Here is a 26186-nt window from a genome sequence, read left to right on the forward strand (position 1 = left end):
TCAGCGAAAGGGCGCCGCCATTGATGCCGGCATGGACCAGCCGCGTCTCGCCGGCGAAGTCCAATTCGATTGCGTAGGCATAGGTATAAAATTCGGCACCGGGGATCTCGGGGAAGTCATGCGAGGCCCCGATATCGAGCAGTGGCATTGAGCCACCCACGATGGAGCCGCCGGCCTCTGCCACCATCGCCCGAAGTTCGGCATCGCCGTCTGTCATCAGCTGGTGATAGCGCGTGTGGTCGAAGAAAGACTCGACCTCGGGCTCCGACTGCACTTGGCAAACGGCGCGGCGCCGCACTGACGTATCGACCAGCTCCATCATGTGCCAGACGCCGCTATGGGTCGTGCGGCTGGCCATGACGATGCCGCCATCCTGCGTCCGATGCACGACCTGTTCCGCCGTTGGATCGGGACGTGTGTGCGCTTCGACGTAGGCTTCGGGATCGGTCACGAAATTTGAGCAGGATTCCAAAAAGGCAGACCAGACCTCCGACATCGGCGCCGTGTGCAGAATGGCATATCCGTGATCATCATGGCCGCCGTGCTGCGCGCTGGCCGATGTGCCTAACCCCATGACGAGCGCGCAGGTCGTTCCCCGGACCAAACCGAAACCGCCGAATGCCATGTCGAACCTCTTACACACTTATCCCGAACATACACTTCAGACGCGAAATTGCGACGTCAACCAACATCACCTGAGACGGCCCACGAGGCAAGCTTTTCCCGACCAGAGGGCGTTTTCGTTCGCAGGTACGGTTGGAGTTGAGCATCAACGGCGTGACCTGTGCGAACTTGTTAGGCTGAACTTGCGTGGTCGAGAAACGGCCCGGGCTCTTAAGTTTCTTCGTCTGTGCCGTTGATTGCAATGGCACGAGTGGTTTGAAACGATCGGCAGGAACCGTGGTACACCTTTCCGGGTAACTCATTGAAATTGCTTGGGCGGGATACACTGAGCCATGGATCATACGCTTTCAATGATTTCAGTGCGTTCCGTTGATTGTGGCACGCCCACAGCGGCTACCACCCTTCGTGAACACAATGGGAATATAGCTGACCTGCTCCCCTGTGTCCGCGTTTACGAGTTCGCTCGGCTCTGTTGCGCAAAAGAGCTGATGGCCGGGGTTCCCCTTTGCCCGGACAGACCTATCCCATGGCATTTGTGACCGGGATGCCGAGCGCCGTGTCGCCGTTCAGAATGGCGATGTGGACCTGAAGCTCGGCGACCTGTCGGTCGACGTCCCTTGCGATGAGGCGCTGCGCCAGAAGCTTCACGCAGTGCATCTTCGTCTCGACGCGGCTTCGGCGGTGGCATCCGCTCCATCGTCGCCAGACGGCACGACCGAGGTCTTTCGATGCCCGCAGTGCTTCGTTTCGTGCGACCGCGCCGGCGGTGACTGTCTTCCACGGTCTGGCGCTCTTGCGGGGCGGAGTGAGGACACGAACGCCTTCGGTTCGAGAGAGCGTCCGAACGCGTGGGCGCCGTGGTCAGCGATGGCATCGTGGCCTCTGCGGGTGTCGTAGGCACCGTCGGCGGTAACGCTGCCGATCTGCTCGTGCGCCGGGATCTGCCAGGGCTGCGGCGCGGGAGGCGCTGAGATCAGGGCCTGTCGCTGCGAAGGTCTTTGGTCCGGCAATGGCCCGCTCAGGTGTGACCGGCCCGAAGGGTGTCAGAACCTGCCGGCAATGGCTCAAGAACTTCTTCATCGGCTTCGAAGGAGAGGGCAGCCGGCCAGAGCTGATTTACGCTCTAACGAACCCATGAAAAAGGGGCCCGCAAAGGGCCCCTGTTCCGATCGCTGACGGGCGCCTCAGAGGGCGGCCATGACCTCGTCCGAGGCTTCGAAATTGGCGGTGACGTTCTGCACGTCGTCGTCGTCTTCCAGCGCGTCGATCAGCTTCATCAGCTTCTGCATGCCGTCGAGATCGAGCTCGGTGGTGGTCTGCGGCTTCCAGACCAGCTTGGTCGACTCGGATTCGCCCAGCGCCGCTTCAAGCGCGGTCGAGACCTCGTTGACGTCCTCGAAAGCGCACCAGATCACATGGCCGTCTTCGCTGCTTTCCACGTCCTCGGCGCCGGCCTCGATGGCGGCTTCCATGACAGCATCCGCATCGCCGACCGAGGCCGGGTAGATGATCTGACCCATGCGGTCGAACATGAAGCCCACCGAGCCGGTCTCGCCCAGGTTGCCGCCGTTCTTGGTGAAGGTCGAGCGCACGTTCGAGGCGGTCCGGTTGCGGTTGTCGGTCATGGTCTCGACGATCACCGCCACGCCGTTCGGGCCATAGCCCTCGTAGCGGATTTCCTCATAGGCGTCGGCATCGCCGCCCACGGCCTTCTTGATCGCGCGTTCGATGTTGTCCTTGGGCATCGACTGCGACTTGGCTTCCTTGATGGCCAGACGCAGGCGCGGGTTCTTGTCGGGATCAGGGTCGCCCATCTTGGCGGCGACGGTGATCTCCTTGGAGAATTTCGAGAACAGCTTCGAGCGCGCGGCGTCCTGCCGGCCCTTGCGATGCTGGATGTTGGCCCATTTGGAATGGCCTGCCATGGGATGCTCCGGGTCTTCGTATCGGGGTCTTCGGGATTGCCGTTGGCTATAATGCAGTCAGGCCTCGGCTGGCAAGTCCGCGCTCTCGTTGCGGGCAAGTCCGGCGGGACGCCGTCCCGTCACATCGCCGAGCAGATCGACCAGCAGCGCGCGATCGTATTCGGCCGGCACCTCGATCAGGGGCAGATTGGCCAGCCGCAAGGCCCGCCGCTTCTCCCAATCGCGACGTCGCGCATCGCGGGCCGAGTCACGGTCGTGGCCGAAATGCCCGGTCCCTTGATATTCGATCACGCACAGGGGTTCGAAGCTGCCGCTGGTGACGAGAAAATCGACATACTTCCCCCGGATCGTGTGCCAATCCCGCGCGTCCTGCGCATAGAGGATCGCACCGAGGCTCACCTGCGTGTGCAAGCGCGCCTGAGGCGAGAACACGGCAGGCACCAGATCCGTCAGATCCCGGTGCAGCCGGCGTTCCGATTTGTTCACCAGCGACTTGACCGTGAAATTGCCGGGCGTGAATTCGTGCACGCCGTTGGCGCGGCCCCGCGGACGCCCCTGCCCCCGAACACCGAGGATGCGCTTCAGCAGCGATAGCAGAAAGGAGAGGGCCAGCACGATCCCGCCCATCAGGATCAACGTGGGCCCGCTATGGGTCCAAATCGCGCTTAGGAGCGGGTTTGAGAAATCGAAGAGACCCTGACCGGTCGAGACACTGATACGTTCCATGCCCCGGAAATGCCGCGCGATTTCGGCAAAATTGCGACCACCAGAAAGCGAAAACCCCGAGCCGAGGCCCGGGGTTCGCAAACTGTCGGTCTTCGAAAGGATCAGGCCGCGCGGGCGACCAGAACCTCGTCCACCTGCTTGGCGGCGCCGGCCTCGTCGATGCCCGAAACGGCCGCGACTTCGCGGGTCAGGCGCTCGAGCGCGGCTTCGTAGAGCTGACGCTCCGAGTAGGATTGCTCACGCTGGTCGTCGGTGCGGTGCAGGTCGCGCACCACTTCGGCGATGGCGAGCAGGTCGCCGGAATTGATCTTCTGCTCGTATTCCTGCGCGCGGCGCGACCACATGGCGCGCTTCACGCGGGCCTTGCCCTTCAGCGTCTGCAGCGCCTTCGACACCACGTCCGGGGTCGAGAGCGACCGCATGCCGACGGCGGTCGCCTTGTCGGTGGGCACGCGCAGGGTCATCTTGTCCTTTTCGAACGAGATGACGAAGAGTTCGAGCTGCATCCCGGCGATTTCACGCTCCTCGATGGACACGATCTGGCCGACGCCATGCGCCGGATAGACCACGAACTCGTTAGGACGGAATTCAGCCTTGCGGGTTTTGCTCATGCTACAGCTTCCTCGAGTTGAGCCCAGCTTTTCAGGCGACAAAAACCCCACGGGAAACAGCTGTTTCCCGCCGGATCACATCATTGAAGCCAAAAAAAACATCGCACAGGCGAGCAGCACTGCGGATGCCGGGCAGATCATTGTTGTGGCAGTCTTGTAACACGAATCGGGCCCGAATCAAAGAGCCGAATGGGTCGCGACGCAGCGGCGCAACCCGATTTCGGCCCTCTCGGCCAATCCTTGCCACCCGAACGGGTAGTCTCGGCTCAGCTGCCCTCGCCGGGCGCTTCCGAGAAATATTTGGTCAGCTTGTCAGCCTCACCGTCGCGGTCCGAGGCCTCGGGCAGCGGGTCACGACGCTGGGTGATGACCGGCCAGAGTTCGGCGTATTTGCGGTTCAGCTCGACCCAGTTTTCCAACCCCGGCTCGGTGTCGGGACGGATCGCGTCGGCCGGGCATTCCGGCTCGCAGACGCCGCAGTCGATGCATTCGTCGGGGTGGATGGCGAGGAAGTTCTCGCCCTCGTAGAAACAGTCGACCGGGCAGACCTCGACGCAATCGGTGTATTTGCAGGCAATGCAGTTGTCGGTCACGACATAGGTCATGGCGGGGCTCGCTCTGGTATCCGGTTCGGCTTCGCAGCGGACTTAACGCTGTTGCTGCGATCAATCAAGCCACGGGCCAGCGGTAAATCGCCCCGGCAGGTCCGGAAACTTACCGCTCAGAGGGGACCGTCGCCTTTGAGGGCATCCATCTGCCGACGTGCCTTCCCCGTAGGCCGGCCACCGGCCTCGGCGCGGGGCTCGCCTGCCTCGGCCGGCGAGGGCACGGGCGGGGGCGAGAGATCTTCGTACAGCGCCTGCGCCTCGGGCGCGGGACCGCGGCGAAGACCGGGTGCCAGCACCTTTACCACGCGGACCTGACGGCCCTGCAGGAAGGTGATCACATCCCCGGCCCGGACCGCCTGCGAGGGCTTGGCGACCGGGTTGCCGTTCAGACGGATCGGGCCGCCACAGGCCGATGCCGCAAGACTGCGCGACTTGAAGAACCGCGCGTGCCACAGCCACTTGTCCAAACGGATCGGCCCCTCGCCAAGAGGCGAAGGGCCGGTGTCCTTGTTCCGATCAGCAGCGGTCACTGCTTGTCCTTGAGCCCCATCAGAGCGGCGGCGAAGGGATTGTCCGGATCGATCCGGTCCCGCTTGCGCTCAGGCCCCGAGGTGAAGCTGCGCGGCTGTTGATCGCGCTTGCCCCCCTTGGGACCGCCCTTGCCCTGCGGCTTGCCACCCTTGCCACCCCGGTCAGGACGGTCGCCGCCGCCCTTGCCATCGCGGCGCGGACGGTCGCCGTCACGCTTCTCACGCGGGCCACGCTCGCCCTCGGCCTGCTGACCGTCGCGACGCGGACCACCGCCACGGCGCTGGCCGTCACGACCCTCGCCGCGGTTGTTGCGCGGACGCGGGGCCCAGCGGAAGGTGTAGAACGACTCGAGCTCTTCGGCGGCCGGTGCGGCGGCCTCAGCCGGAGCCTCGGCCTCAGCGGCGGGCGCTTCGTCAGCCGGAGCGTCCTCAGCCGGGGTCGCGATATGCGAGGCATCGGCTTCGGTCTGCGCCTTGGCGGCGATATCCTCGGCCGAGGCTTCCAGACCGGCGGCCGGACGGGTCTTGGCTCGCTCGCCCTTCTCGGCGGCATAGCCGAGGCCCTGCATCAGATCCGCGAATTGCTCCAGCGTCATGCCGGTGATCGACAGCATCTCGGGCGTGGCTTCGAAACCGGCGCGCGCGTCTTTAGTGCGCAGCAGGTCCGCCAGACGCTCCAGCATGTCGATGCGGATCGCGCGCGAGCCAGCCGGACGGAAGCCCGACAGGGTGTAATGCTGGGCCGGCACATCTTCGATATTCGGGATGGTGACCAGACCGGGGGGCGGGCTTTCCGGGAAGGTGTCCAGCCCCTCGGCCAGCGACCACAGCACCAGACGCAGACGCGTCGGCGCGGGCTTCAGCAGGGCCGGCAGGAAGATGGTGAACTGACCGAAGCGCACGCCATGCTTGCGCAGCGCGCCGCGCGAGTCCTGATCGAGCGCCTTGACCTCGTCGGCCACGCCGTCGCGCGGCAGCACGCCCAGCGCCTCGACGAGACGGAAGGCGAAGCCACGCGGCAGGCCGGTCAGGCTTTCATCGCGTTGCAGGTTCGCCAGCGGCTCGAACAGCGCGGCGACCTTGCGGTCGATGAAATGCTGGAGGCGACGACGCACCTTTTCAGCGACATCGGGACCGGCTTCCTCGTCGACGAAAGCCTGCACCTGCGGGCGCAGGGCGTCCGGGCCGGCGATCAGCTTGCCGACGGCTTCCGAACCCCACATCAGGCCACCTTGCTCGGTGAAGTCCATCTCGGTGTCGGGCGCATTGTAGAACTTGTCGGCGCGCAGGTTGAACGCCGGCGCCAGCGCGGCCACAGCCGCCTGATGAAGCGTCTTCGCTTCGTCCGGCGATGCGGTCTTGTCCTGGCGGAAACGGAACCCTTCCAGACGGCCGATGAACTCGCCTTCCACCGTCACTTCACCCTTGTCATTCACCTCGGCCACAAGGCTCTCCTTCTGTTTCAACCGGCGCAGCAACACAGAGGTGCGCCGGTCGACAAATGCTGCGGTCAGTCGCGCGTGAAGCGCATCCGACAGGCGGTCTTCTACCGCGCGAGTTTCGCCGCGCCAATGACTTTCGTCATCAACCCAGCCCGCGCGCTGTGCAACGTAAGTCCATGTCCGGATGAAGGCCAGACGCCGGGACAAAGTATCGATGTCCCCTTCGGTCCGATCAATGCGTTTGATCGATTTTGCCAGCCAATCGGTGGGGATTCGCCCGCCATCATGCAGGAATTCGTGCAACCGGGCGAGCAATGTCGAATGTTCGGTATGACTGATGCCGCGGAAATCGGGGATTCGGCACACGTCCCACAACAGCCGCACGTCGCGCGGGTTGCGCAGACGGGCCGTCACCTCGGGCATCGCGGCGAGGCTTTTCAGCGCCATCAGGTCGTCGGCCTCGCGCACGCGGGTCAGCCATTCGTCGCGGGTCGGATGCTCCAGCGAGCCGATCAGCCGGTCGATCGAGCCGAATTCCAGCCGCGCATTGCGCCATTGCAGCTTGCGCACTGGCAGGAACTGGTGGTTCTCGATGGCCTCGACGACTTCGGGATGCAGCGGACGCGCCTCGCCGGTGACGCCGAAGGTACCGGCCGCCGTGTGCCGCCCTGCCCGCCCCGCGATCTGCGCCAGCTCATCCGGGTTGAGCATCCGCATCCGGCGGCCGTCGAACTTCGACGTGCCGGCAAAGGCGACATGCCGGATATCGAGGTTCAGGCCCATGCCGATGGCATCCGTGGCCACCAGATAATCCACATCGCCGTTCTGGTAGAGATCGACCTGCGCGTTGCGGGTCCGGGGGCTGAGCGCGCCCATGACAATCGCGCAGCCGCCTTTCTGGCGGCGGATCAACTCGGCAATGGCGTAGACGTTCTCGACGCTGAAGGCGACGATGGCCGAGCGCGTCGGCATCCGCGCGATCTTCTTCGAGCCGGCATAGGACAACACCGACATCCGCTCACGCCGGACGAATTGTACGCCCGGAACCATCGCCGCGATGGCGCTGCGCATCGTGTCCGAGCCGAGGAACAGCGTCTCATGCAGCCCCCGCGCATGCAGCAGCCGGTCGGTGAAGACGTGGCCCCGGTCCGGGTCAGCGCAGAGCTGGATCTCATCGATGGCGACGAAATCCGCGCCGATCTCCAAGGGCATCGCCTCGGTGGTGCAGACCCAATATTGCGTGCGTTCAGGGACGATCCGCTCCTCGCCCGTGACCAGCGCCACGACCGAGGGCCCGCGCAGGGCGACGATGCGGTCATAGACCTCGCGCGCCAGCAGGCGCAGCGGCAGGCCGATCACCCCCGTGCGATGGCTGAGCATCCGCTCGATCGCGTAATGCGTCTTGCCGGTGTTGGTGGGGCCCAGAACGGCCGTGACCCGGCTTTTCGTGCTCATCGTACTGCCTTGTGAAACGCGCGGTCTGCGTCTGTGACGGACCTAAAGCGACTGTCCGGCCGAGGCAAGCTCAAGCCGGTTGACCGCGTCCATCACCGCCTGCTGATGGGGATGGATCGCCAACGAGGCCTGATAGGCCTCCAGCGCTTGCTGCGGCCGGTCGAGCGATTCGAGGATCATCCCCATCCCGGCCAGCGCCCCGAAATGATGCGGATTGAGCCGCAGCACCTGCTCGATATCCGACAGCGACTGCCCCATCCGGTTGGCGAGGTAATAGGCCGTCGCCCGACCGTTCCACGCCTCGGCGAAATCGGGGGCATAATCCAGAACGGCACTGAAATGGTCGATGGCAATGTCGGCGCGACCGGCCTGCAGGGCCTCTTCGCCCCGCTGGAACAGGTAATCGATGGTCGGCGAGCCCGATTGTCCCCAACGGCGCAGGATCTGGCGCTCCAGCCGCATCCAGCCGGCTTCGTCGGGGTTTGCCAGTTCATCCAGAAGGTCCTCGACACTGACCTCCTGGGCCAGCGTGGGCGCCGGTGACAGCACCAAGGGAGACAAAAGTGACGTTAACGTCAAAGATGCCGCCACGACAGGATTGAGGAAGAAACGCGCCTGCTTCATAGTCCCAAGATAACGCGCCCGCGGCGAAAAGCGAGGGGTCCGAGGGACGCGCATCACGCCATTGCCATCACGTTCAGGACACACACCATGAGCAGCATCATCGATCAGGCCGTCGAGGCCCTTTCCGCCAAGGTTTCCAGCTTCGACGGCTCGGCCAAATTCGTCATCGAAGACGAGGGCGCGATCGTCCTCGCCCAGTCGGGCGTGCGCGCCGGCGACGAGGAAACCGACGTCACCCTCACCGCCTCGGCCGAGACCTTCGAGGGCATGCTGTCGGGCGACGTGAACCCGACCATGGCCTTCATGCAGGGCAAGCTGAAGATCGACGGCTCGATGTCGGACGCGATGAAGCTGGCCTCGGTGCTGGGCTGATGGACCTGCCCGTCGCGCCGCTGTCGGAATGCGGGGCGCCCGATCACGGGCGGGCCTTCTGGCTGGCGGCGGCGGACGGGGTGAAGACGCGGCTGGCCTTCTGGGCCATGCCGGCGGGGGGCAAGGGTCATGTGATGATCCTGCCCGGCCGCACGGAATACATCGAGAAATACGGGCTGGTCGTGCGCGACCTTGCCGCCGCTGGCTGGGGCGCTTTCGTCATCGACTGGCGCGGACAGGGTCTGGCGGACCGCGCCTTCGACGACGGGCTGCTGGGCCATGTCGGCGATTTCGCCGAGTTCCAGCTGGATCTGGATGCCGCGCTGGCCGCTGCCGAGACACTGGCCCCCGGCCCCAAGCCCTGGCTTGCGCATTCCATGGGCGGCTGCATCGCCACCCGTGGGTTGATGCGCGGCCTCACGCCCCCCGCCGCCGCCTTCAGCGCGCCGATGCTGGGGCTGGCCAATGATCCCGGCCAGTTGAAAGCGCTGAAGCTGGTCGCGGGGCTGGCCCGCCCCTTCGGGCTGGATCGCCGCTATGCGCCGACGACCGGGCCGAATTTCGGCATCGCGACGATGGGGTTCGAGGGCAACAACCTGACCACCGATCCCGAGCAATACGCCCGGATGAAGGCCCAGATCCTCGCCGAGCCTCGCTTTGGACTGGGCGGGCCGTCCCTGCGCTGGATGGGGGCGGCTTTGCGCGAGATGGCCGAACTGGCCGCCCTGCCCTCGCCTGCCGTGCCGGCCCTGTTCGGGTTGGGCGACGACGAGGCGATCGTCAATCCGAGCGCCATCCGCGACCGGGTGGGGCGCTGGCCGGGCGTCGAGTTCGCCGAATACCCCGGCGGGCGGCACGAATTGCTGATGGAGCGTAAGGAGATCCGCGCGGACTTCCTGTCGCGTGTCGTAGTCCTGTTCGACCGTTACAGCAGTTAGGACAGATAAGGGGGGCTGTCTGCCCCCCTCGCCTTCGGCTCACCCCCCGAGGATATTTCTGGATCAAAGATGATAAGGCGGCGAACCGGCGCGCGGGCAGGGCTAGGCAGCGAGCGTGCAGGCGGATAAGTCGAAGGCATGCAGCGCGTGACCCTCTCCTCCGTCTCCGACCTTTTCGCCTTGCCCTATGACGAGGTGATCGACGTCCGCTCGCCCGGCGAATTCGCCGAGGATCATGTGCCGGGCGCGGTGAACCTTCCGTCCCTCGACAATGACGAGCGCGCGCGGGTCGGCACGGTCTATGTGCAGGAGAGCCGGTTCCTCGCCCGGCGGATGGGGGCGGCGCTGGTGGCCAAGAACGCCGCACGGCATCTGGAGACCTACCTCGCCGACAAGCCCGCCGATTATCGCCCGCTGGTCTATTGCTGGCGCGGCGGCATGCGGTCCAATTCCATCGCCATGATCTATGGCCAGATCGGCTGGCGCGTCGGTGTCGTCGAGGGTGGCTGGCGCAGCTGGCGGCGGCTGGTGCAGCAGGCGCTCTACGAGGCGCCCTGCCCCGCGCCCATTCTGGTGCTGGACGGCAATACCGGGACGGCAAAGACCGCGATCCTGCACAAGGTCGCGGCTCTGGGCGGTCAGGTCATCGACCTCGAGGGGTTGGCGCGTCATCGCGGCAGTCTGTTCGGGCTGGTGCCGGGCGACACTCAGCCAGCACAGAAAGGGTTCGAGAGTGCCTTGGCCGTGGCGCTGGCACGGATGGACCCGACGCGCCCGGTTCTGGTCGAGGCCGAGTCGAACCGGATCGGCGCCCTGCGCATCCCCCCCGCCCTGTGGCAGGCGATGCAGGCGGCGCCGAGGATCGAGATCGACGCGCCCGTCGAGGCCCGTGCCACATGGCTGACCCGAGCCTATGCCGATATCACCGCCGACCCCGCCGAGCTGCAGCGCCGTATCGCCGCGCTTCAGCCCTTCCAGTCACGCGAGACCATCGCCGAATGGCAGGGGATGGCCGAACAGGCGGATTTCGCCCCGCTGGCCGCGCGGTTGATGGAAGAGCATTACGACCCGCGCTATGCCCGGACCAAGCTGCGTCAGGACAAGCCCGCCATCGCCAGCTTCCATGCGGAGACCTTGGATGACGCCGCTCAACAGGGCTTGGCCCAGCAGATCACGGACTACCTACGCTAAGACTTTTCCAACATGAGAATGCAGAAATCCCGGCGCGACTGCGGCCGGGGTTTCACTTTTCCTACTTCGGCGATTTGTCTGGCCTTAGCCGCGCCAGCTGAAGAAACCGGCCGGTGCGCGCGACAGAAGACGTCGCGCAAGGTCCGCGCCAAGCTCGGCGGCATCGGTGATGGCGGCGCGCCCCTCGTCGGTCAGCGACTCCGAGCCGTCCGGGCGCAGGATCTCGCCGCGCAGCCAGATCTCGTCACCTTCAATCACCGCAAGGCCCGCAATCGGGGTCTCGCAGGAGCCATCCAGCATGCGCAGGAAGGCGCGTTCGGCCTCCAGCCGGTAGCCGGTGGCGGCGTGGTGAATCGTAGCCAGCATCGCCTCGGCCCGTTCATCCGCGGCCCGACGCTCGATGCAGATCGCGCCTTGGGCGACGGCGGGGAGCATCTCCTCCGGGGCAATCGCCGAGCTGGCGACATCGGCCATGCCGAGGCGGTTCAGACCGGCCATGGCGAGGAAGGTGCAATCCGCCACGCCTTCGGACAGCTTGCGCAGGCGGGTCTGCACATTGCCGCGGAAGTCGACGACCTTCAGATCGGGCCGGCGATAGAGCAGCTGGGCGCGACGACGCAGGGACGAGGTCCCCACCACCTGCCCCGGCGCCAGATCCATCAGGCGCGCGACGCTGGGCGATACGAAAGCATCGCGCACATCCTCCCGCGGGAGGAAGCAGTCGATCATCAACCCCTCGGGCTGCTCGACCGGCATGTCCTTCGAGGAATGCACGGCGATGTCGATGCGACCATCGAGCATCTGCTCCTCGATCTCGCGGGTGAACAGGCCCTTGTTGCCGATCTCCTTCAGAGGCCGGTCGGCCTCGATCATGGCGCGGTCGTCGCCCGTGGTCTTGATGACCACCACCTCGAAGGCCTGCTCGGGCAGGTCGAAGGCGGCCATCAGCCGGGCGCGGGTCTCATGGGCCTGGGCCAGCGCCAGCGGCGAGCCGCGGGTGCCGATCTTCGGGGGTTCGGCGGGGGTGGGAGGGGTCACGGTCATGCCGCTTGCCTAGACCAGCGCGCAGCCCCGCGCAACGCCCGCGATGTCGCGGCGATTGAACCGCCCCGCCCCGCGCAGCGACCCATGGGAAAGCCCCGCCCATCCAGCCCGGAGACACGCCATGCCGCTCTATGCCAAACCCCGCCTGAACGCCCTGCGCCTGTGGTCTGCCGTCGCCTTGGCCCTGATGCTGGCCGGGGCCGTCACGGCCCTCGATGCGCCGGAAAGCCCGGCAAACCCGCATCAGACGCTGTTTTCGGGTGCGATTTGAGGGTATTTTCCCTGAGGGCGCCCTTTTCTCGCCCCAAACGAGGCGCACCACGACCCTGACGCAGGATAGGGACGCGGCTGATGAAAGACCTCTCAGGGACGAAAAACTTGATGGCTGGAGCCGCTTCTGCCTCGCCAACCTGCCCGTTCACCGCGGCCCCGTTGCAGCCCGCGCGCCCCTTGGCCATGGACTGGCGGCGCCCGTCCGACCCGCGCCAATGGACGATCTGGTGGACACCGGATCATCGCTACGGCCAGATCCATCCCCGTCCCACCCCGGAGGAGGTCGGCGCCTTCTACGAGGTCGAGACCTACTACACCCATATCAACCGCGCCGAGATCCGCGCCGAGGAAGAGGCCCTGCGCCCCGGCAAGCTGCAGCGCGTCTTGGGCTCCATCGCCTATCGCTTCGAGAACGGGGCCGAGCCGACGTCCGAATGGTGGCGCTCGGTCATCCCGCAGGGCGCGCGCGAGGGGCTGGAGATCGGCTGCGGCAATGGCGACCGGATGCTGACCATCGCTCCGCATGTGCAGCGCGTGATCGGCGTCGAGCCTGACCCCGCGGCGACCAAGCTGGCGCGGGCCAATGGCCTCGATGTCCGCGAAGGCACGGCCGAGGCCTTGCCGGACGCGGTGCTGGACCGTCGCTACGACGCCATCGTCTTCGCGCATGTGCTGGAGCACACGATCGACCCGGTGCTGGCGCTGAAGAATGCCGGCAGCCTGCTGACCGACACCGGCGTGATGTCGGTCGAGGTGCCCAACAACGCCTGCGAGGGCGCGAAGATGATGGGTGACAGCTGGCGCTGGCTGGACGTGCCGCGCCATCTGAACTTCTTCACGCCGGACAGCCTGCGCGCCTGTGCCGAAGCGGCCGGGCTGAAGGTGCAGGCCGTGCTGTATCGGGGTTATGTGCGCCAGTTCATGCCGGACTGGATCCTCGACGAAGCCCGGATCGTCGCCACCATGGAGGGCCGCGCCGTCACGCAGGCGGATGTGGACCGGCAGGTGCGTCACTCGGCCCGGCTGCTGGCCCGAACGGCGATGGCCGCGCCGGAGAAGAAATACGATTCCGTGCGTGTGCTCTGCACCCGGAACTGAGCCGACAAACGTTTGCCTAGAATGAAAAAACGCCCGCTTGCGCGGGCGTTTTTTTCGTTTGCGGTGAGGGGGATTAACCGGCGTCGCTGGGTCCGACCGCCTCGCATTGTGCATCGCGGGCCACCAGCCGCAGGCAGGCCAGCTCGGCCTCCTCTTGCGTCAGCGAGTTGACCTCGGCCACGAAGCGCCCGCCCCGTGTGGCGATGGAGCGTACACCCCGGCCCAGGGTGGCGGCTTCTTGCAGCGCGACACCCAGAAGCACGCGCTCGGCTGCGAAAGAGGTGTGGAAGCGGCCCAGTTCGACCCGCCACAGACGCCCGCCGGAGGTCGAGACGCTGGTGACGATCTCGGGCGCGGGAGCGGTGTGGGGCTCGTCGGCGCCATCGTCGGCGCTTGTCAGCACGATGACCGGCGGCAGGATCGGCTCCTCGGGGTTCTCGGCATCGAGGGCGTGGAGCAATTCCTCATCGCGCCACAGGATGCGGCCCGAATCATCGACCGTCAGATCAGAGGCGACCGGCTCGATCGACGGCACCGGCGGGGCGACGGCGATGACCGGCGCGGCCTGCGATTCCATTGGCGCGGCCAGCGACGGGGCGGTCCCGATGGCGCCCAAGGTCGATTCGGTGGCCGCGGCGACGGCCGTCTGCACGAGGCTTGCGGCAAGCGAGGGCTCGGAGGAACCCGTCACCTCATCCGGGAGGGATTCGCCGGTCAGGGCGGCCAGCTGCTCGGGCTCGATCACGGTGAAGCCCGAATCAGCGGCGCGGGCCACTTCGACGCCCGGCCCGTCCTGTCCGGCCGGTCGGCGGCGCGGCAGGGGCGAGGCCGTCAGGGCGGCCAGAACGCGCACGGCCTCGGTGGCGTCGACATCGGGCATGTCCGGGTCGCTCGCGGCGAGGATCGTCTCGTCCGGCTCTTCCGAGGTGACGCCCTGCGCCACGCCAGAGTCGTCGGTATCCGCCTCGGGATCGGGTTCGCGGATCTCGTCGATCAGCTCGTCGATACCGCTGGACAGGGCGAGCAGCATCTCGGGCGCGGGCTCGGCCCCCGGCAGCGGCCGGGCGCGCGGGAAGCGTGAGGTGGTCGGCGCTGTCTGTAGGCGAATCGTCCGTCCGGCAGCAACCCCGCTGCCGCGGTCATCCGCGCCGCGCACGTAATCCGGTCGGGCCGGACGGCGCACGGCGGCACGTCGAGGCGCCTCGCGGAAGCCCCGGTCCAGAAGGCCCGAGACGCGGCGCAGACGGTCCTGCGAGGAGCGGGCGCCGAAGACGACAGCCAGAAGGCGGACGCCGTCACGCTCGGCCATGGCGGCAAGGTTGTAGCCCGCGGCGTTGGTGAAACCGGTCTTGATACCGTCGGCGCCGCGATAGCTGCTGAGGAACAAGCGGTTGGTATTGTTGACCGTTGCGATTCCGGCGCTGTCCGACATGCGCGAGAAGATGTTGTAGTAATCCGGGTGGTCGAAATACAGCTGCCGCCCAAGGATCGCCATGTCGCGGGCCGAGGACAGGTGCCCTTCGGTGGTCAGGCCATGCGGGTTGGCGAAATGGGTACGGGTCATGCCGATGGCCCGCGCGGTGCGGTTCATGCGCGCGGCGAAGGCCGACACCGACCCTTCCAGCGCCTCGGCAATGGCCACGGCGGCATCGTTGCCCGAGCGTAGGGCCGCGGCGCGGATCAGGTAACGGAAGGCGATGGTCTGACCAGAGCGCAACCCAAGGCGCGAGGGCGGCTGAGCCGCGGCATGACGAGAAATCCGGACCGGAGTGTCCTCGTTGATCTCGCCATTCTCCAGCGCCTCGAAGGCGATGTAGAGGGTCATCATCTTGGTCAGCGACGCCGGGTGAAGGCGCGCTGTCGCGTTATCCGTCTGGGAAAGGATCTCGCCGGTTCGCACGTCCATGAGCACGGCTGCATAGGGTTGAGCCGAAGCACGTGTCGCCAGCCCAGCCATCGTCAGCGCGGTCAACATGACCACAATGCCCATAACACCAAAGCCGCGGAACCAACGCCGATACTGCGTTGTCACGTGCCTGTCCTCTGCCTCTGCGGAACCGTCATCGCGGCCCCGTCATTTCTGCTGGTAGCAAGCTAACATTAAAGGTCTGACAAGAAAAGCCCCGGACTTTTCAACGTGTTTTACGGTGTTGTTAAAGCACCCCACTAAATCTGGGGCTCACCCACCGGTTGCGCCACTACATTCAGATGGCGCTGATCGCGTCGATCAAATCCGGCAATTCCGCGAGGGTGGAAATCCGCCGATAGCGCGGATGATCCACAGGTTCCTCGGCGCGTTCCAGCGCCCATTCCAGACCATGCGGGACGAACACGCCCCAGGCCCCGGCCTCAATCGGCGGACGGACGTCCGAGGCCATGGAATTGCCGGCCATCAGCGTCGCCTCTGGGCTCTCGGAATGGGTCTGGAAGATGCGGGCGTAGGTCTCGGGCGTCTTGTGGCTGACGATCTCGACGGCATCGAACAGATCGCCCAGCCCCGACTGCGCCAGCTTGCGCTCCTGGTCCAGAAGATCGCCCTTGGTGATCAGGATCAGCTTGTGACGATCGGCCAGCGCCTCGACCGTGTCCTGCACGCCGGGCAGCAATTCGATCGGATGCAGCAGCATCTCCTGCCCCGCGCTGATGATCTGGCCGATGACGTGACCGGGCACGCGGCCCTCGGTCACCTCGATGGCGGTTTCGATCATCGACAGCATGAACCCCTTGATCCCGAAGCCATAGCGACCGACGTTGCGACGCTCGGCCTCCAGCAGGCGTTCGGCCAGATGATCGCGCTCGGCATGGTCGGCCAGAAGCTCGGCAAAACGGCCGTGCGTGAGGGTGAAGAAGCGCTCGTTGTGCCAGAGCGTGTCGTCGGCATCGAGCCCGATGGTCGTCAGACGCATGGTCACCTTTGTCCCGTCAGGGTTTTCTTGGACGTTTTCGGCGCTATATACTGCCCGGAACTCGAATCTGTCACCCCCCGGCCCCACCGCCGCCCCGATCGCGGCTCAGACCGCTGCGGGGGTCACTCCGCCCCTAGGACAACCGCAAGGTCCCATTGCCCATGGTTCACCCGATCCTGATGACCGAGCGCAAGGATGGTCCCGGCGACGACGATCCCGGCCTCGCGCTCAAGACCCGGACGCGCACTCAGCGCCCGCCCATGTACAAAGTCATGCTGCTCAACGACGATTACACGCCGATGGAGTTCGTCGTGCATGTGTTGGAGCGGTTCTTCGGCATGACCCATGCCGAGGCGTTCGAAATCATGCTGACGGTCCACAAGAAGGGGCTTGCCGTGGTCGGCGTCTTCAGCCACGAGATCGCCGAAACCAAGGTGGCGCAGGTCATGGACTTCGCGCGCCGCCACCAGCACCCGCTGCAATGCACCCTGGAAAAGGAGTAGGGCGCCAACGCGCCCGCTGATGCGCATGTCCCCCAGTGATCCGGCCCCGCGACACCAGCGGCTGGAGCTTGCCGTCGAGGCCGGGCTTGCCCTGCCCGAGGCTGGCCCCATCGCCATTCTCCACCCCCGCATGGGCGAGTTCTTCTCGCCGCTGCCGCGGGAACAGCTGGAGATCGTCACCCCCCACGCCCCCGACCACGCGTCCTTCAAGGCGCAAGGCTTCGCCTGCGCCACCGCGCCCGGCGAAAGCTATGCCGCCGTCGTGGTCTGTTTGCCCCGCAGCCGGGCCGAGGCGCGCGACCTGATCGCGCAGGCCTCGGCGCTGACCAAAGGGCCGGTGGTCGTGGACGGGCAGAAGAACGACGGCGCCGAGGCGGTGCTGAAGGAATTGCGCGGCCGCGTCGAGCTGTCCGAGGCCATCTCGAAAGGCCACGGCAAGATCGCGTGGTTCGATTCGGTCGGGGACGCGCTGTCCGATTGGCGCGCCGAGCCCGGCGAGACCCGCGATCACGAGCGCGTCTATCGCACCTTGCCTGGCCTGTTCTCGTCCGACGGAATCGACCCGGCCTCGGCGCTGCTGGCCTCCGTCCTGCCCGCCGGTCTGAAGGGCGTCGTCGCCGATATGGGCGCCGGATGGGGCTACCTGTCCGCACAGATGCTGGCCAAAGCGCCCGGCATCGCTGCGCTGCACCTGATCGAGGCCGATGCCCGTGCGCTGGACTGCGCCCGGATCAACGTCACCGATCCCCGCGCGGTCTTCCACTGGGCCGATGCGACGCAACCGTTGCCGAAACTGCCGCTCGACGCGGTGATCATGAACCCGCCCTTCCATCAAGGCCGCGACGCCCGCCCTCAGCTGGGGGCCGCCTTCATCCGTGCGGCGGCGGCGATGCTGAAGCCCTCGGGCCAGCTGTTCCTCGTCGCCAACCGGCACCTGCCCTACGAGACCACGCTGGCGGAGTGCTTCCGCAAACATGAGGAGCTGCCGGGCAACAACAGCTTCAAGCTGTTCCATGCCGAGGCCCCCTTGCGGGCCGGCAAGACCGACGCCGCGTCCAAGCCGCGCAGCCGTGTGACGCATAGCAGAGGACGACGCTGATGAGCTTTTCGATCCAAGGGAAGACCGCGATCATCACCGGCGCCGCGACCGGCATTGGCCATGCCATCGCCCGACATTTCCTCGACGAGGGCGCGAATGTCGTTTTCTCGGACATGAACGAGAAGCGGCTGAAGGCCAATTGCGACGACCTCGCCGCGCAGGAGAATTGCCGCCTCTTCGTCGGCGACCTGCGTGAGAAACTGGCGGTGGCGAACCTTTTGTCCACCGCGCTCGATGCCTTTGATCGGGTCGACATCCTTGTCAACGCAACCCGCAGCTTCGGCGTCACTGACATGCTCGACCCGACCGACACCTCGGTCGAGACGCTGCTGGATCAGAACCTGAACGTGGCCCTGCGGACCTCGCAAGCCGTCGCCCGCCGGATGATCCTTCAGGCCGAGCAGGAAGACGAGAAGCCGCAAAGCGCCGGCGCGATCATCAACATCTCGTCCATCGCCGCGCATCGGACCCAGCCGGAACTGCTGGGCTTTTCCATCTCCAACGCCGCGCTGGAACAGATGACCCGCTCGATGGGCGTCGCGCTGGCACCGCATGGCATCAGGGTCAATGCGGTCGCCGTGGGGTCGCTCATGTCGGGGACCTTGCGCGACATCATCGCCGAGAACCCGGAATACCGCGATGCGATCATTCAGGGCACGCCCCTGCACCGGATTGGCACGGCTTCCGAGGTTGCGGAGCTGGCGCAATTCCTGTCGTCCTCGGCCTCGGCCTTCATGACCGGGCAGATCGTCACGCTGGACGGCGGGCGCTCGGTTCTGGACACCGTGCAGCGCGCCGCGCACTGACGCTCAGCGCGCGCGCTCGATCAGCTCTTCGACCATCGGCCCTAGTTGCTCGACGATCAGCCCGACGCCCGTCGGGTTGGGGTGGATCATGTCGCCCTGCATGACGCTGTCGGGCGCCGCACCCTCAGCCACGCGGGCCATCAGCGGCGCCATCATATCGGGGACCAGAAGCGCGCCATGCGCCTCGGCCAGTTCCGGATACATCGCCGCGAATTGTTGTTGATACTCAGCGCCGTAGTTGCCCGGTGCCGGCAGGCCGACGAGCAGCGTCGGGATCCCCTCGGCCTCCAGCCGCGTAAGGATCGCCTCGAGATTCTGACGGCTCAGCGCCGGGTCGATCCCCCTGAGCAGGTCATTGCCCCCCAAGGCCACGATCATCGCATCCGGCTGGTCCGACAGCGTCCAGTCGAGCCGCGCGAGGCCGCCCGTCGTCGTGTCGCCGCTGACGCCCGCGTTGATCAGCGTGACGTCCTGCCCCCGTGCGTCGAGCCAGGCCTGTAGCTGCGGTACCAGCCCCTCGCCCTGCGGCAATCCGTAGCCCTGTGTCAGCGAATCCCCCAAGGCGGTGATGGTCAAAGTTTCGGCAAAGGCGACGGAATTTCCGGCCCCGAGCGTGAAAACCACCGCCGCGCCGAGGGCCAGCCGCTTGCCTGCGGCGCGCCAGACCCCATATCGGCGAGAGCTTAAGAGGATTGTTTTCATGCCTGATCCCGTTCTTTCCCTGAAGGATGCCCGCCTGACCTTGCAGGGCAACGCCGGCCCTGTCGAGATCCTGAAGGGCATCTCGCTGGAAGTTGAGCGGGGCCAGTCGGTCGGGTTGATCGGGCCTTCGGGATCGGGAAAATCCTCGCTTCTCATGCTGATGGGCGGCTTGGAGAAGGCCACCGCCGGCAGCGTCACCGCGCTGGGCCATGACCTGACGGCGATGAACGAGGACGCCCTCGCCCGCTTCCGCCGCGGCAATATGAGCGTGGTGTTCCAGTCCTTCCACCTGATCCCGACGATGACCGCCTTGGAGAATGTCGCGACGCCGCTGGAGCTGGCCGGCGTCAAGGATGCCTTCGAGCGGGCCGAGGCGGAACTGACAGCCGTGGGGCTCGGGTCGCGCATGCACCATTACCCCGCGCAGATGTCGGGTGGCGAGCAACAGCGTGTCGCTCTGGCTCGTGCCGCCGCCCCCCGTCCGGCGATCCTGCTCGCCGACGAACCCACCGGCAACCTTGATGGCCCCAACGGACAGGCGATCATGGACCTGCTCTTCGGGCTGCGCGACCGCCACGGCGCGACCTTGGTGCTGGTCACCCACGCCCCCGAACTCGCCGCCCGCTGCGACCGGGTCGTCACCCTGCGTGATGGTCTGATCGACGCCGAGACGTCGATGGCCGAGGCCGCGCAATGAGCCTTTCCGTTGCGGCCCGGCTGGCCCGGCGCGAACTCCGCGGCGGCGTCGCCGGCTTCCGCATTTTCCTCCTCTGCCTTGCCCTCGGCGTCGGTGCCATCGCCGCTGTCGGCTCCGTCCGCTCGGCCATCGAAGCCGGCCTCGCCCGCGAGGGCCGCGCGCTGCTGGGCGGCGACGCCGAGTTGCGCATGACCTACCGACTCGCGGATGACGAGGAACGCGCCTGGCTCGACGCGAATAGCGCCGCCTGGGCCGAGGTCGTCGATTTCCGCTCCATGGCCGCCTCGCCCGACGGCGAGCGCGCGCTGACGCAGGTCAAGGCCATCGACGCGAACTGGCCTCTCGTCGGCACGGCCGAATTCGACCCTCCGATGTCTCCCGCCGAGGTTCTGGCCGGCCGCGACGGCCTGCCCGGCGCCGCGCTCGACCCGCTGCTGATCGACCGTTTGGGCCTTGAGGTCGGCGGCGTCGTGCGCCTCGGCACGCAGGATTTCGCCTTGATGGCCGCCATCGAGCGCGAGCCCGATACCGTCGGCACCTCCTTCGGCTTCGGCCCCCGGACCTTGGTGGCCTTGGACGCACTGCAAGACGCAGGCCTCCTCGGCGCGGGCTCGATGTATGACAGCTCGTACCGCCTGACCCTGCCCGAGGGCGCAACGCTCGACACCACCCGCCGCTCGCTGATCGACACCTTCCACGACGCCGGCATCCGCTGGCGCGACGCCTCGCGCGCCGAGCCCGGGATCGCCCGTTTCGTTGATCGCCTCGGCGCCTTCCTCGTGCTGGTCGGCCTCGCGGGCCTCGCCGTCGGCGGGATCGGCGTCGCCTCGGCGGTGCGCGCCTATCTCGACGCGAAGACCGGCGTGATCGCGACCCTGAAGACCTTGGGCGCCGAAGGCCGCATCATATTCCTCACCTATTTCCTGCAGATCGGCGCGCTGACCCTTGCCGGGGTCGGCGCCGGTCTGGTGCTAGGGGCTGGCGCGCTCTTGATCGGCGTCCCGCTCGCCTCGGGCTCGCTGCCCGTGCCCATCGCCAATGGCATCTACTGGCAACCTCTTGGCGAGGCGGCACTTTACGGCGTGCTGACCGCCTTGGTCTTCACCCTCTGGCCGCTGGCACGGGTCGAGCAGGTCCGCGCCGCCGCGCTCTTCCGTGGCACCGGCAATGACCGCTCCTTGCCCCGCGCCCTGCCCCTGCTGGCGCTGGCGCTCAGCACAGTCGCTTTGATCGGCTCCGTGCTGTGGCTGTCGGGCACCTGGCAATTGGCGGCGGGGGCGGTGGTGGGCATCCTCGGCGCGCTGGCGATCCTCGCGGTGGTGGCCCTGATCCTGCGCGCGCTCGCCCGCCGCTCGGCAAGGTCGCGCGCCGTGCGGGGGCTCACCGCCCTGCGGCTGGCCCTGGGCGCGGTTGGCAACCCGCGCGAAGGGGCGGTGGCCGTGGTGCTGTCCTTGGGGCTCGGCCTCAGCGTTCTGGCCGCCGTCGGCCAGATCGACGCCAATCTGCGCAACGCCATTTCGACCGAAATGCCCGACCGCGCACCCTCCTTCTTCTTCCTCGACATCCAGCCCGCCCAGCTTGACGCCTTCACCGAGCGGCTGGCCGGGTTCGAGGGCGTTGACGACATCCAGACCGCGCCTCAGCTGCGCGGGGTGATCAGCCAGATCAACGGCCGCCCAGCCCGCGAGTACGGCAACCACTGGGTGCTGCGCGGCGACCGGGGGCTGACCTATGCGCAGGATCAGGGCGCGCTGCGGCTGACGCAGGGCGAGTGGTGGCCCGAGGATTACGCCGGCCCGCCGCTCATTTCCTTCGGGGCCGAGGAAGGTGCCGAGCTGGGTCTCTCGCTGGGCGACACGGTGACCGTCAACGTCCTTGGCCGCGACATCACCGGCACCATCGCCAATTTCCGCGAGCTCGATTTCCGCACCGGCGGCATCGGCTTCGTGATGACCTTCAACCCCGCCGCCCTGCAGGGCGCGCCGCACACGGTCATCGCCACCGCCCGCGCGCCGGAAGGCACCGAGGGTCAGATCCTGCGCGAGTTGGGCCGCGACTTCCCCGCCGTCACCGCGATCCCGATCCGCGAGGCCGCGACCCGTGTGACCGAGGCCCTCGGCGCATTGGCCGCCGCCACCTCCATCGCCGCCTTGGCGACTTTGGCCACAGGCTTCGTCGTGCTGATCGGCGCGGCGGCGGCAGGCGAGCGGACACGTGTCTTCGAGGCCGCCGTGCTGAAGACCCTCGGCGCCACCCGCGCGCGGATCCTGACCTCCTTCGCCCTGCGCTCGGCGCTGATGGGTGCTGCGGCGGGGCTCGTCGCCATCGGCGCTGGCGCGCTGGCGGCCTGGGCGATCCTCACGCAGGTGATGGAGCTGAGCTACCGTTTCGAGCCCATCTCCGCGCTGGCCATCGTGCTGGGCGGCGTGATCGCGGTGCTGATCGCGGGCCTCCTCTTCGCCCTGCGCCCTCTCGCTGCCCGCCCGGCCGGGATCCTGAGGTCGCAGGAATGACCCCGCATCTTTGCTCCTGAAATATCCTCGGGGGGTGAGCCGAAGGCGAGGGGGGCAGACAGCCCCCCTACCCCGCTTTCCGCTTGCTCCGACGCGGCCCCTTTCCTATACCCCGGCGCAAATCCCAAGGAGGGCCCGGCATGACCTTCACGCAACGCCATCTGCTCGGGATCGAGCCGCTGCACCCCATCGAGATCACCGCCATCCTCGACAAGGCCGACGAATACGTCGCGCTGAACCGCTCGGGCGACAAGCATTCCGAGGTGCTGCGCGGCCTCACCCAGATCAACATGTTCTTCGAGAACTCGACCCGCACACAGGCCTCGTTCGAGCTGGCCGGCAAACGGCTTGGGGCGGATGTGATGAACATGTCGATGCAGTCCTCCTCGGTGAAAAAGGGCGAGACGCTGATCGACACGGCGCTGACCCTGAACGCGATGCACCCCGATCTGCTGGTCGTCCGGCACCCGAATTCCGGCGCCGTGGACCTTTTGGCCCAGAAGGTGAATTGCGCGGTGCTGAACGCCGGTGACGGCAAGCATGAGCATCCGACACAGGCGCTGCTCGACGCGCTGACCATCCGGCGCAAGAAGGGCCGGCTACACCGCCTGACCATCGCCATCTGCGGCGACATCGCCCATAGCCGGGTGGCCCGTTCGAACCTGATCCTTCTGGGCAAGATGGAGAACCGCGTGCGCCTCATCGCGCCGCCGACCTTGATGCCCTCGGGCGTGCAGGAATTCGGCTGCGAGGTCTTCGACGACATGAAGAAGGGCCTCGAGGGCGCCGATGTGGTGATGATGCTGCGTCTGCAGAAAGAGCGCATGGATGGCGGTTTCATCCCGTCCGAGCGCGAATATTACCACCGCTACGGCCTCGATGCCGAGAAGCTGGCCTTCGCCAAGGAGGACGCCATCGTCATGCATCCCGGCCCGATGAACCGCGGTGTGGAGATCGACGGCACCATCGCCGACGACATCAACCGCTCGGTCATTCAAGAGCAGGTCGAGATGGGCGTCGCGGTGCGTATGGCGGCGATGGACCTGCTTGCCCAGAACCTGCGGGCCGCACGCGCGGCCTGACGCGCCGGCTAACACGGGCCAACGCAGGGCGCTTGCCGTCGCAACCGCCCTGCCCTAGCCTCGGGCCATGACCGAGGCCCTCTCATCCACTCCGCCGCCAGAGACCGACACCTCTTGGCTGACCCGGCTGGAACCCGGCGAGACCCTGCTGTGGCAGGGGCGTCCGGACGGCCGGCTGATGTTCCTGTGGTCGCGCCTGATCGAGACGGTGATGGGCCTCGGCTTTGCCAGTGGCGCCGTGATCTGCCTCGCCATGGTGTTCCTGCTGTTGCCTCAGCTGGTCGCGCTGGCCGTCCTGCCCGGCGTGGTGTTCTTCACCCTCGCCGCCTTCTTCTTCGGCTTCTGGCCCCATTACGCCGACGCCAAACGCCGCCAGCGCACCCGGTATGCCCTCACCGACCGCCGCGCGATCATTGCGCAGGCCGACCGGCTGGGCCATGTCAGCCTGCGCAGCTTTCCGATCCATGCGGACAGCCCCTTGGGCGGCGGCTACGACCGGGTGATCTTTGCGACAGAAAGGCAGAAATGGCGCGGCCGCAGCCATGACGTCGACATCGCCTTCGAGCGTATCGGCAATGAGGCGCGGGCGGTGTACGATCACCTCCTCGCCATCAAGACCGCGCGGCGCGACGAAGGCGCTTGATTGCCCCGGCAAGGCAGGTCACGCTGATCGCATTGCAGTATGACTTTTCCCCGAGGCATTCATGACCAACCAACCCGCAGGATGGGAGGGCCTTCTTGAAGACGGCGAGACCATCCTCTGGCAAGGCCAACCCGCAACCGGCGTGATCTGGCGCGACCTCATCAGCCTCGAGACGGTGATCGGCGCCTTCTTCACCGTCTTCTCCGGCGGCTGGGTGATCGGCACCGGCGTCATGGTCGGCAGCTTCGGCGCGGCGGACCCCTTCGCCTACCTCTTCCTGCTGTTCCCGCTGGCCGGCACGCTGTTCCTCGCCATCGGGCTTTATCTGCTGGTCGGGCGGCTGTTCATGGATTCCTACCAGCGCGGCAAGACTTGGTACACGCTGACCAACCGCGCCGCCTTCATCGCGACCGAGACTTTCGGCCGCCGTCGCCTGCAACGCTGCGGGATTGAGCAGATGCGCGGCTTCGATCTGGTGGATCAGCATCCCGGCACGATCTGGTTCGGCTACAGCGCAATCCGCAGCAGCAATGGCAATGGCCGGGTTGTCGCTACCCGCACCGGGCGGCTGGGCTTTCGCCAGATCCCCAATCCGCGCGAGGTCTGGACCCTGATGGCCCCGCATCGCCGCGAGGCGGAAGAATGAGCGCCATCGACAGCTGGCAGCCGCCCCTCGACCGCGATGAGACCTTGCTGTGGCGGGATCGCCCGCAAACGGGCCTCGGCTGGCGCGATTTCATTAACGGGCAGGCCCTCTTCGGGCTGTTCTTCACCGCCTTCTCCTGCGTGTGGTTCCTCGGTGCGCGGGCGATGACCTCGGGCGACGGGGCGTTCGGCCTCTTCCCCTATTTCGTCACGCCGTTTTTCCTCGTCGGGCTCTACATGGTCATCGGCCGCCCCTTCCACGCCGATTACCAACGCCGTCACACCACCTACGCCCTGACCGATCGCGCCGCCTTCATCGCCCGGTTGTCGATGGGGCAGGTGAAAGTGCAGCGCTTACCCTTCGCCGAGATGAACGTGCTGGAACTTGAGGACGACAGTCCCGGCACGGTCTGGTTCCGCCGCGAGGAGCATATCCGCACCTATCGCACCCGCTCGCGCAATGGCATCAGCCACCGTCGCCGCCAGCGCGTGGTGGTCGCCATCGGCTTCGAGCGGATCGGCACCGCGCGGCAGGTCTACCGGCTGATCGCCGACCACACCCGTTCCGAGACCAAGGCATGAGCCCGCCTGCCATCCTGTGGGAAGGAAAGCCCGACCCCAGCGTCAGGATACGCGACCTGTTCACGCGGCAGACAGTGATCGGGCTGGCGGGCACGGCCATCTTTGCCGCCGTGTTCTGGAACATCTGGGGGACCGAATTCCTGCCCGCGCGGATCTTCGCCCTCGTGCTGGCCGGTTTCATGCTGCCGATCCTGCTGTGCTTCGCCTTCTGGGTCGTCACCAGCGCGATCCAGCGCCGCCAGACGCGGTATCGTCTGACCGATGAGGGCGCTGAGATCATCACCAGCGTTTTCGGCTTCACCAGTACCTCGCTCACGCCTTGGGACCTGATGAACACTCTCGCGCTGCAGGATGGCGATCCCGGCACCGTCACCCTGCGCCGGGGCTTCGACGACTATCAGATCACACGCTACCTGACCGCGCCGCGCTATGGCGCGCGTAAACGCGGCCTCGCGGTGCAGCGCGAATGGAAGTTCGAGCGTATCCCCGACGCCCGCGTCGTCCATCGTTTGATCTCGCGCGAGCGGATCCGGCACATGAACTGAGC

At 66.6% G+C, this 26186-nt stretch carries 27 protein-coding genes and 1 pseudogene; 15 read left to right on the forward strand and 13 right to left on the reverse strand.

Features of this window, described 5'->3' with window-relative positions; translation table 11 throughout:
* From BCY78_RS17190 to BCY78_RS17225, 9 genes and pseudogenes are all read right to left on the reverse strand, one after another.
* Positions 1 to 625: hypothetical protein (locus BCY78_RS17190; RefSeq protein WP_139103204.1), on the reverse strand; the 625-nt coding region annotated here is incomplete at its 3' end.
* 518 nt (positions 626 to 1143) lie between these two features.
* A pseudogene (locus BCY78_RS24720) lies at positions 1144 to 1568 on the reverse strand (IS5/IS1182 family transposase); the annotation flags it as partial.
* 240 nt (positions 1569 to 1808) lie between these two features.
* The gene (locus BCY78_RS17195) at positions 1809 to 2549 is read right to left on the reverse strand and encodes a YebC/PmpR family DNA-binding transcriptional regulator (protein ID WP_068304357.1); all 741 of its coding nucleotides are present in this window, start codon (positions 2547 to 2549) and stop codon (positions 1809 to 1811) included.
* A gap of 57 nt (positions 2550 to 2606) precedes the next feature.
* A complete protein-coding gene (locus BCY78_RS17200) occupies positions 2607 to 3275 on the reverse strand; it encodes a DUF2726 domain-containing protein (protein WP_068304359.1) in 669 nt (222 codons plus the stop codon).
* Between the two features lie 101 nt (positions 3276 to 3376).
* Complete coding sequence (locus tag BCY78_RS17205; protein ID WP_068304361.1) at positions 3377 to 3886, reverse strand: CarD family transcriptional regulator; 510 nt, start codon at positions 3884 to 3886, stop codon at positions 3377 to 3379.
* A 266-nt stretch (positions 3887 to 4152) separates the two neighbouring features.
* Positions 4153 to 4491, reverse strand: coding sequence for a ferredoxin FdxA (fdxA, locus tag BCY78_RS17210; protein ID WP_068304363.1), 339 nt, complete (start codon positions 4489 to 4491; stop codon positions 4153 to 4155).
* A gap of 116 nt (positions 4492 to 4607) precedes the next feature.
* Positions 4608 to 5024: an RNA-binding S4 domain-containing protein gene (locus BCY78_RS17215; RefSeq protein ID WP_233499429.1), complete on the reverse strand. Its 417-nt coding sequence runs from the start codon at positions 5022 to 5024 to the stop codon at positions 4608 to 4610.
* Entirely contained in the window at positions 5021 to 7921 is a 2901-nt protein-coding gene (locus tag BCY78_RS17220) for a helicase-related protein (RefSeq protein WP_068304365.1), read from the reverse strand. The genes BCY78_RS17215 and BCY78_RS17220 overlap by 4 nt, the downstream gene beginning before the upstream one ends.
* Positions 7922 to 7963: 42 nt before the next feature.
* Positions 7964 to 8470, reverse strand: a complete 507-nt coding sequence (locus BCY78_RS17225; RefSeq protein WP_233499432.1) for a tetratricopeptide repeat protein — start codon at positions 8468 to 8470, stop codon at positions 7964 to 7966.
* Positions 8471 to 8632: 162 nt separating this feature from the next.
* On the opposite strand from BCY78_RS17225, the gene BCY78_RS17230 reads away from it, so the two are divergent.
* The 3 genes from BCY78_RS17230 (at position 8633) to mnmH (ending at position 11046) form a co-directional block, all read left to right on the forward strand.
* Positions 8633 to 8917: an SCP2 sterol-binding domain-containing protein gene (locus tag BCY78_RS17230; protein ID WP_068304368.1), complete on the forward strand. Its 285-nt coding sequence runs from the start codon at positions 8633 to 8635 to the stop codon at positions 8915 to 8917.
* On the forward strand, positions 8917 to 9855 hold the full coding sequence (locus BCY78_RS17235) for an alpha/beta fold hydrolase (RefSeq protein ID WP_068304370.1): 939 nt from the start codon (positions 8917 to 8919) through the stop codon (positions 9853 to 9855). Before BCY78_RS17230 ends, BCY78_RS17235 begins: the two co-directional genes overlap by 1 nt.
* A gap of 138 nt (positions 9856 to 9993) precedes the next feature.
* On the forward strand, positions 9994 to 11046 hold the full coding sequence (gene mnmH, locus BCY78_RS17240; protein WP_068304372.1) for a tRNA 2-selenouridine(34) synthase MnmH: 1053 nt from the start codon (positions 9994 to 9996) through the stop codon (positions 11044 to 11046).
* A gap of 84 nt (positions 11047 to 11130) precedes the next feature.
* On the opposite strand, the gene hemC is transcribed toward mnmH, so the two are convergent.
* Positions 11131 to 12090, reverse strand: a complete 960-nt coding sequence (hemC, locus tag BCY78_RS17245; protein ID WP_068304374.1) for a hydroxymethylbilane synthase — start codon at positions 12088 to 12090, stop codon at positions 11131 to 11133.
* A gap of 121 nt (positions 12091 to 12211) precedes the next feature.
* On the opposite strand from hemC, the gene BCY78_RS25635 reads away from it, so the two are divergent.
* Positions 12212 to 12361 (forward strand): hypothetical protein, encoded by a 150-nt coding sequence (locus BCY78_RS25635; RefSeq protein WP_158515950.1) that lies wholly within the window; start codon positions 12212 to 12214, stop codon positions 12359 to 12361.
* A gap of 185 nt (positions 12362 to 12546) precedes the next feature.
* A complete protein-coding gene (locus BCY78_RS17250; RefSeq protein WP_068304376.1) occupies positions 12547 to 13461 on the forward strand; it encodes a class I SAM-dependent methyltransferase in 915 nt (304 codons plus the stop codon).
* Between the two features lie 73 nt (positions 13462 to 13534).
* On the opposite strand, the gene BCY78_RS25875 is transcribed toward BCY78_RS17250, so the two are convergent.
* Positions 13535 to 15493 carry a D-alanyl-D-alanine carboxypeptidase family protein gene (locus tag BCY78_RS25875; protein WP_233499430.1) on the reverse strand — a complete coding sequence of 653 codons (1959 nt, stop codon included), beginning with the start codon at positions 15491 to 15493 and terminating at the stop codon, positions 13535 to 13537.
* Between the two features lie 172 nt (positions 15494 to 15665).
* Positions 15666 to 16373 (reverse strand): HAD family hydrolase, encoded by a 708-nt coding sequence (locus BCY78_RS17260; protein WP_199523175.1) that lies wholly within the window; start codon positions 16371 to 16373, stop codon positions 15666 to 15668.
* 173 nt (positions 16374 to 16546) lie between these two features.
* Here BCY78_RS17260 and clpS point away from each other — a divergent pair, with 173 nt between their 5' ends.
* From clpS to BCY78_RS17275, 3 genes are read left to right on the forward strand one after another with little or no spacing between them, the layout of a single operon-like run.
* Positions 16547 to 16870 carry an ATP-dependent Clp protease adapter ClpS gene (gene clpS, locus BCY78_RS17265; RefSeq protein WP_068304503.1) on the forward strand — a complete coding sequence of 108 codons (324 nt, stop codon included), beginning with the start codon at positions 16547 to 16549 and terminating at the stop codon, positions 16868 to 16870.
* Positions 16871 to 16889: 19 nt separating this feature from the next.
* A complete protein-coding gene (locus BCY78_RS17270) occupies positions 16890 to 17969 on the forward strand; it encodes a class I SAM-dependent methyltransferase (RefSeq protein WP_068304381.1) in 1080 nt (359 codons plus the stop codon).
* The gene (locus BCY78_RS17275; RefSeq protein WP_068304383.1) at positions 17969 to 18775 is read left to right on the forward strand and encodes an SDR family NAD(P)-dependent oxidoreductase; all 807 of its coding nucleotides are present in this window, start codon (positions 17969 to 17971) and stop codon (positions 18773 to 18775) included. Before BCY78_RS17270 ends, BCY78_RS17275 begins: the two co-directional genes overlap by 1 nt.
* Before the next feature lie 3 nt (positions 18776 to 18778).
* Here the strand turns inward: BCY78_RS17275 and BCY78_RS17280 are convergent, their stop codons facing one another.
* Positions 18779 to 19477 (reverse strand): arylesterase, encoded by a 699-nt coding sequence (locus BCY78_RS17280; protein ID WP_068304385.1) that lies wholly within the window; start codon positions 19475 to 19477, stop codon positions 18779 to 18781.
* Between BCY78_RS17280 and BCY78_RS17285 the strand changes: the two genes are divergently transcribed.
* The 7 genes from BCY78_RS17285 to BCY78_RS17315 all read left to right on the forward strand — a co-directional run bounded on the left by BCY78_RS17285 (position 19476) and on the right by BCY78_RS17315 (position 26184).
* The gene (locus BCY78_RS17285) at positions 19476 to 20174 is read left to right on the forward strand and encodes an ABC transporter ATP-binding protein (RefSeq protein ID WP_068304387.1); all 699 of its coding nucleotides are present in this window, start codon (positions 19476 to 19478) and stop codon (positions 20172 to 20174) included. The genes BCY78_RS17280 and BCY78_RS17285 overlap by 2 nt on opposite strands.
* Positions 20171 to 22687: an ABC transporter permease gene (locus BCY78_RS17290; RefSeq protein WP_068304390.1), complete on the forward strand. Its 2517-nt coding sequence runs from the start codon at positions 20171 to 20173 to the stop codon at positions 22685 to 22687. Before BCY78_RS17285 ends, BCY78_RS17290 begins: the two co-directional genes overlap by 4 nt.
* 140 nt (positions 22688 to 22827) lie before the next feature.
* Positions 22828 to 23769 carry an aspartate carbamoyltransferase catalytic subunit gene (locus tag BCY78_RS17295; RefSeq protein ID WP_068304392.1) on the forward strand — a complete coding sequence of 314 codons (942 nt, stop codon included), beginning with the start codon at positions 22828 to 22830 and terminating at the stop codon, positions 23767 to 23769.
* A gap of 67 nt (positions 23770 to 23836) precedes the next feature.
* On the forward strand, positions 23837 to 24412 hold the full coding sequence (locus BCY78_RS17300) for a hypothetical protein (protein WP_068304394.1): 576 nt from the start codon (positions 23837 to 23839) through the stop codon (positions 24410 to 24412).
* 61 nt (positions 24413 to 24473) lie between these two features.
* Positions 24474 to 25058, forward strand: coding sequence for a hypothetical protein (locus BCY78_RS17305; RefSeq protein ID WP_068304396.1), 585 nt, complete (start codon positions 24474 to 24476; stop codon positions 25056 to 25058).
* Complete coding sequence (locus BCY78_RS17310) at positions 25055 to 25639, forward strand: hypothetical protein (RefSeq protein ID WP_068304398.1); 585 nt, start codon at positions 25055 to 25057, stop codon at positions 25637 to 25639. The genes BCY78_RS17305 and BCY78_RS17310 overlap by 4 nt, the downstream gene beginning before the upstream one ends.
* Positions 25636 to 26184, forward strand: coding sequence for a hypothetical protein (locus BCY78_RS17315; RefSeq protein WP_139103206.1), 549 nt, complete (start codon positions 25636 to 25638; stop codon positions 26182 to 26184). The genes BCY78_RS17310 and BCY78_RS17315 overlap by 4 nt, the downstream gene beginning before the upstream one ends.
* Positions 26185 to 26186 lie beyond the last annotated feature (2 nt).

Origin of the sequence: Pararhodobacter sp. CCB-MM2, from assembly GCF_001691415.1 — a bacterium.
In the GTDB taxonomy this organism is placed as follows: domain Bacteria; phylum Pseudomonadota; class Alphaproteobacteria; order Rhodobacterales; family Rhodobacteraceae; genus Pararhodobacter.